The following is a 6,281-nucleotide window of genomic DNA, read 5'->3' as shown; positions in this document are numbered from 1 at the left end:
GAATCTCAAAACGGCATTTTTGCGCCGGAAAGTAGCTAGGGTTTCCAGCTTCTGTTGAGCGAGTTCGGTTGCAAAAGGCGTTTGCGTTGTGCAGGCACGGGAGTGTCTTCGACCAGGTCAAAGCCCAACTTGCCCAAGAAAAACTCGAGAGCCTCGTCGTAATCCCGTACGACAAGCGAAACCAGACCGAGTGATTGCTGCATCTTCGAAAAGCGGAATGCCGTGCGCATCCATTTTGCTGCGGGCCCGTAATACCGGGCTACTGGCGCTCGTGCCGTATTGAAAGGAACACCACTTCTCGCTCGGAGTGACAGGAATGTTCACGGCGCCGATGCGACGCCGAGTGCCTGGTCCAGTTCCTCGTCGGACACGAACTGCCCCGCCAAGGCCTGAAGAGCCTCGGGGCGATAGCTGTGAGTCACTGGATGACCTCGTCTGCGAGCAGCAGCAGCGATCTGGGAATCGTCAGGCCCAGCGCGCTTGCCGTTCTTGAGTTGATCACGAACTCGAACTTCGTCGGTTGCTGGATTGGAAGGTCGCCGGGTTGCGCACCCTTGAGGATCTTGTCGACGTAGCCCGCAGCGCGTTGGTAGAGGTCGATGAAGCTCGGCCCATACGCCAGGAGGCCGCCCGCCTCGACGAACAGCTTCTCGTCGTAGCTGCTGGGGAGCTGGTTCCTCAGCGCGAAGTCGGCAATGAGCTGCGGGTGCCTGAAGTTGACCGGATTGCCGAAGGCATGCAAGGCATCTGCCCGGCTGGCAGTCACGGCCGTGAACGCTGCGGGATAGTCGTCTGGCGTACGCACCTCGATGGACTGGATCTCCACGCCGACCACCGATGCACCGGCCAGCATCTCTCGAAACCCGTAGGGCTCGATCCGGTTTGCCGGATTCCACAGGACGGCAACACGGGAGACCTTGGGTGCAATCGCCTTGAGCAATTCGAGACGCTTGCCTATGAGTTCCGGTGCGATGTTGCTGAACCCCGTGATGTTGCCGCCAGGGTGAGCGAGGCTGTCGGCGAGACCCAGCTTTTCGGGATAAGAGGAGATCGCCATGACGATCGGAATCGAACCTGTGGCCTGCTTGGCGGCAAGGGCCGCCTGCGTGCTCGATGTGACGATGAGGTCCACTTTCGATTCGGCGAGCCCGGTCGCAAGCCCTGGAAACCGATCAGGCTTCCCTTCCGCCCATCGCCATTCCAACGTGATATTGCGGCCTTCGACGTAGCCAAGTTCGCGCAGTCCTCGGCGAAAGCCATCCCAGGCTGGCCCGTAGGTGCTGCCGAGAATTCCGATCCGGGGCAGCTTGGTGCCCTGCTGCGCGAAGCCGACGATGGGCAAGGTGAGAAGGCCACCCGCTGCGCTGGCGATGAACGCTCTGCGATTCGTCGTCACTGGATCACCTCATGACCAATGGAAGCCCGACATACTACGCTTCACGACCCCGCTGCCGACTGCCCGACGCGATGACGACGAGGCGCGGAGGCGGCTTTCCAGTTCGACGACCGGCTGCCATACTTCGGGTTGATCCTGAATGTCGCGAAGCCCGGTCGTTTTCGCCGTTCTCGCCTTCCTAGCACTATCGCCATGGCTCGCGCGGTCGGCTTTCTGCGCCCCAGCGGAAACCCGGGATGAGATCCTCGAGCGCTCCGCTGCGCCGGAGCCCCCTGTCATCGCAAGCGCAGACTGGGAAGGCCTGCGGCGCGACACCTGGTACTTCGTGGGTTATCAGGCTGTGACGGTCGCCGTGCTTTACGCGATGCCGGCCGAGCAGACGCGTTTCGACCGGAGCAGTGCGAGCTACGGCAAGTGGCGCGACAACGTCACGAACCCGGCCTGGGACAGGGACGATCATTTCGTGAACTACGTGCTCCATCCCTATTGGGGTGCGGCCTACTACATCCGCGCCCGGGAGCGCGGCCTGGACCGCTGGCAGTCGCTGGGCTACTCCGCCTTGCTCTCGGCGATCTACGAATTCGGCGCCGAGGCCTTGTTCGAGCCAGTCTCCTACCAGGACCTCATCGTCACGCCCCTGGCGGGCTGGCTGCTCGGGGAATACGTGTTCTCGCCCATCCGGGCGTCCATCAAGGCGAAGCCGGGCGAGCCCGACGCCGTTGACAAGGTCGCACTGGTCCTCACCGACCCGCTCGGCGCGCTCAATGGCGTGACCGATCGAATCTTCGGCGTCGAAACCCGGGTCAGCTTTGCGCCGATCCGGCCCATCGGTCCGTCAGGACCCGCGGCGGCAGCGCTTGCCGAAGGCCGGGGCAGCTGGCCAGGGCCCCACCGCACCAGCCCGAGAGCGCTGAGCTGGGGCCTGCAGCTGCAGGTGCGCTGGTAGCGATCGAACCGGGCGACGATCTTCGTTCCAAGGCTTCGCAGTCATGCCGATGCGGCGAAAGCCGCTTCCAACGCCTCGACAGGCAAACGCCCCCGTAAGCCGATCGCCACCACGGCTGCACCATCCGGCGGCGCGTCCGTCTTGCGCAGCGCGCCGTGCCGCCCGGCGAACTGGATCTCCGACCACGCGGCGTCACCGGTGCGCAGCAGGCCCTTGAGGCGCAGCAGCCCGGGCGGTGTGTCGCGCAGCCAGGCGCGCAGCGCATCCGCGTCGAAGACCTGCCCCGGACGGCAGGACCAGGTGTCGAACAGCTCGCCGTGGTCGTGCGCCTCGTGATGCGAATGATCGTCATGGTCGCAACCCGCCTGCGCGCAGGCACGGGCTTCGTGCACCTCGCGCGTTTCGCGCGGCTCGCGCGCTTGGGACAAGGACAAGCCTTCGCGCAGCACCCTCGGCAGCCATGACTGCGAGGTCTCGTATTGCGGCGTGCGGCCGGCGACCGACGACACCCACTCGCGCACACGCGCCAGCGCGTCGGCCGTCACGCTGTCGATCTTGTTGATCACCACCAGGTCGGCCGCCCTGAGCTGGCGCTCCAGCGTATCGGCCAACAGCGGATCGCGCGCCTGCGCCATCGCGGCGGCTGCGTCGACCAGCACGATCACGCCCTCCAGCGCCAGCTCCGGCGCCGCCATGCCCAGCTGCGCGATGCGCCACGGGTCGGACACGCCGCTGGCCTCGATCACCACCGCATCGAAGCGCGTGCCTGATTCCAACACCTGGATCAGCGCCCGCGAGAGATCGTCCCCGATCTGGCAGCACACGCAGCCGTTGGTAAGCGCGATGGTGTCCCCGCGCGCGCCGGCGATCAGGTCCGCGTCGATGTTGAGCGCGCCGAAGTCGTTGACGAGCACCGCGATGCGCTGGCCCTCGGCCTCGCGCAGCCAGCGGTTGACGAGCGTGGTCTTGCCGGCGCCCAGGAAGCCGCCGATGACGGTGAGCGGCAGCCGCGGCGTCACGCTAGCTCCGGCGTGCCTCGAACACGCGGCCCGAAAGCACCGTGCCCCACACGCGCACGTCCTTGAGCTCCATGGGGTCGACGGCCAGCGGGTCTTCCTCCAGCACGCAGAAGTCCGCACGCTTGCCGCATTCGATGCTGCCGATCTCGTGGTCGAGCTTCAGTGTCCAGGCGGCGCCGAGCGTGATGGCGCGCAGCGCCTGCGGCACGCCGATGCGCTCGGCCTCGCCCAGTACGCGGCCCTTGGGTGTGACGCGGTTGACCGCGCACCACGCGGTGAAGAGCGGCCCGAGCGGCGTGACCGGCGCATCGGAATGGATGGCCAGCGGCACGCCGGCCGCCAGCGCGCTGCCGCAGGCGTCGAGCCGGTTGGCGCGGTCCGGGCCCATGGTCATCTCGTAGTGCTGGTCGCCCCAGTACCAGATGTGGTTGGCGAAGAGGTTGGCGCACAGGCCCAGCGCGGCCATGCGGCGGAACAGCGGCGCATCGATCATCTGGCCGTGCTGCAGCGTGTGGCGGTGATCGGGCCGCGGCGCGCGGGCGAGCACGCGCTCGATGGCGTCGATGGCCGCCTCGCTGGCCTCGTCGCCGTTGGTGTGGGTGTGGATGGTGAGGCCGGCGCGGTGGTAGGCCTCGAAGTCGGCCTCGTACTGCGCCGGCGCCGTGACCCAGATGCCGTTGGGCGCGCCGTTGAAGTGGCCGGGCCAGCGCAGCCGCGCCGAGAACCCCTGGATGGAGCCGTCCAGCATCATCTTCACCAGCCCGTAGCGCAGCCGGTCGGTGTTGCGCGGTATCAGGCTCTTCACGTGCTCGGCGCCGAGGGCCGCGCCGTGGGTGCCGTGGAAGGCCTGGAAGGCGGGCAGGATGCGCACGCCGAAGCCTTCGTCTCCCGTCACCGCTTCGAGCACGCCGCAGTCTTCCTCGGTCAGCTTGTTGACCAGGTCGGTGGCGGTGGTCACGCCCTGCATGCAGGCCAGGCGGCCGAAGGAGCGCACCCCCTCTGCCGTCATCGGCGCCAGCAGGCCGGCATTGCCGATCTTGCGCAGGACCAGGAACATCGCGGCGGGTTCCTGCAGCTCGCCGGTAGGCTCGCCGGCCATCTCGCCGCTTGCGAACTTGACCACGCCCTCGACCTCGTTGTCGCGGGTGATCTCGGCCAGGCGCAGCATGGCCGTGTTGACGTTCATGAGGTGGCCATTGGCATGGCCGATGACGATCGGGCGGGTGCTGCTCGCGCGGTCCACATGCTCGACGGTCATGCGCTCGCCGCCGAAGTAGATCGGGTCGAAGCCCCAGGCGATCAGCGGCTCGGTGGCGGGGCGGCCGGCCGCGCTCATCTGCGCATCGACCTCGGCGAGGCGCTGGACCACGGCGTCCATCGAGCGCAGGCCGCTCCAGGTCTTGCCTTCGGGGTCGCGGCGGTCGAACCAGCCGAGGTACGTCCAGTCCCACATGCTGCCTTCCTTCAGGTGGCAGTGGCCCTCGACCAGGCCGGGCATCAGCACCTTGCCGGCGAAGCGCTCGTCCAGCGTGAACGTGCCCCACGCCTGCATGTCCTCCAGTGTGCCGGCCGCGAGCACCCGGCCGTCGCGCACCGCCACGTGCGTGGCCTCGGGCTGCATCGGGTTCATGGTGATGATCTTGCGGGCGGGGTAGACGGTGATGGCGCTCATGAAGATGTGTCGAAGCGAAGGAGGGAAACGAGGAATGGATGGTGCGCCGGCTTCAGCCCGGCTGCATGCGCAGGGGCGGCTGCGGCTGGCCCTGGAGGATCTCGACGCGCCGGCAGCGCACCCAGTGATCCGGCGCGACTTCGCGCAGCGGCGGCAGCTCGGCCTTGCACGCCGGCTCCGCCACCGGGCAGCGGCCTGCGAAGCGGCAGCCCGCGGGCGGGTCGATGGGGCTGGGCGGATCGCCGGTGAGCTTGATGCGCTGCGCCGCGCGACGGCGCCCGCCGCTGACCGTCGGCACCGCGGACATCAGCGCAACGCTGTAGGGATGCAGCGGGCGCGCGAAGAAGCTGCGGCGCGGCGCGCGCTCCACGATCTGGCCCAGGTACATGACGGCGATGTCGTCGCAGATGTGCTCCACCACCGCCATGTCGTGCGAGATGAAGAGGTAGGTCAGGCCGAGCTCGCGCTGCAGCCGGGCCAGCAGGTTGAGGATCTGCGCGCGGATCGCGATGTCCAGCGCCGACACCGGCTCGTCGCACACCACCAGCTCCGGATTGGTGGCCAGGGCTCGCGCAATGTTGATGCGCTGGCGCTGCCCGCCCGAGAACTGGTGCGGGAAGAGCTGCTGCTGCTCCGGCCGCAGGCCCACCGCCTCGAAGAGCTCGGCCACGCGCTGCGTGCGCTCGGCAGGCGTGCCGATCTTCATCAGGTCCAGCGGCGCCCGCACCGTGGCGCCGGCGCGCTCGCGCGGGTTGAGGGAGGAGAAGGGGTCCTGGAAGATGATCTGCATGCGCGAGCGCGCCTTGCGCAGCGCCTCGCCCTCCAGCGTGCCGAGCTGGGTGTCGCCCAGTTGCACATGGCCGCCGGTGATCGGAGCGAGGCGCATGACCGCGAGCGCGGTGGTGGTCTTGCCTGAGCCGGATTCGCCGACGACCGCGAGCGTGCTGCCGCGGCGGACCTGGAAGGACACGCCGTCGACCGCCTTCACGACTTCGGCGGGGCGGCCCCAGGCGGGTTTGCCGCGCGGGAAGTGGACCTTGAGGTCGTTGACCGACAGCAGCGTGTCGGTGTCCATGAGGCTCATTGCGTCATCTCCCTTGCGTTTGTTGCCTGAGGTCTTGCTCCGTCTCCCTGTGGGAGAGGGGTGGGGTGAGGGCGCCGGGCTGTCGATTCGTACCTTGCTGTTGGTTTGAGGCAGGAGCCGGGGTGTCGTCCCGGCAGCCGAGTCACTTTCTTTTGCTTCGCCAA

At 67.7% G+C, this 6,281-nt stretch carries 6 protein-coding genes; 1 reads left to right on the top strand and 5 read right to left on the bottom strand.

Annotated features, from left to right (window positions below; all coding sequences use genetic code 11):
- Window positions 1–35: 35 nt before the first annotated feature.
- Both APY03_RS40970 and APY03_RS35870 read right to left on the bottom strand, forming a co-directional pair.
- Window positions 36–203 (bottom strand): VOC family protein, encoded by a 168-nt coding sequence (locus APY03_RS40970; RefSeq protein ID WP_146039711.1) that lies wholly within the window; start codon window positions 201–203, stop codon window positions 36–38.
- A 215-nt stretch (window positions 204–418) separates the two neighbouring features.
- Complete coding sequence (locus APY03_RS35870; RefSeq protein ID WP_083944801.1) at window positions 419–1,396, bottom strand: ABC transporter substrate-binding protein; 978 nt, start codon at window positions 1,394–1,396, stop codon at window positions 419–421.
- A 325-nt stretch (window positions 1,397–1,721) separates the two neighbouring features.
- Here APY03_RS35870 and APY03_RS35865 point away from each other — a divergent pair, with 325 nt between their 5' ends.
- Window positions 1,722–2,342: a DUF3943 domain-containing protein gene (locus APY03_RS35865; protein ID WP_232324538.1), complete on the top strand. Its 621-nt coding sequence runs from the start codon at window positions 1,722–1,724 to the stop codon at window positions 2,340–2,342.
- A gap of 41 nt (window positions 2,343–2,383) precedes the next feature.
- On the opposite strand, the gene APY03_RS35860 is transcribed toward APY03_RS35865, so the two are convergent.
- Genes APY03_RS35860 through APY03_RS35850 form a run of 3 tightly spaced genes read right to left on the bottom strand, consistent with a single transcriptional unit; the run spans window position 2,384 to window position 6,117 of the window.
- Entirely contained in the window at window positions 2,384–3,361 is a 978-nt protein-coding gene (locus APY03_RS35860) for a CobW family GTP-binding protein (protein ID WP_068684979.1), read from the bottom strand.
- Window position 3,362: 1 nt separating this feature from the next.
- The gene (locus tag APY03_RS35855; protein WP_068684977.1) at window positions 3,363–5,033 is read right to left on the bottom strand and encodes an amidohydrolase; all 1,671 of its coding nucleotides are present in this window, start codon (window positions 5,031–5,033) and stop codon (window positions 3,363–3,365) included.
- Window positions 5,034–5,085: 52 nt separating this feature from the next.
- Window positions 5,086–6,117: an ABC transporter ATP-binding protein gene (locus tag APY03_RS35850; protein WP_068684975.1), complete on the bottom strand. Its 1,032-nt coding sequence runs from the start codon at window positions 6,115–6,117 to the stop codon at window positions 5,086–5,088.
- Window positions 6,118–6,281: the final 164 nt, after the last annotated feature.

Origin of the sequence: Variovorax sp. WDL1, assembly GCF_001541225.1 — a bacterium.
Lineage (GTDB): Bacteria > Pseudomonadota > Gammaproteobacteria > Burkholderiales > Burkholderiaceae_C > Variovorax.
The sequence above is the reverse complement of the archived record's forward strand: the minus strand, read 5'-3'. Positions and strand labels throughout refer to the sequence as shown.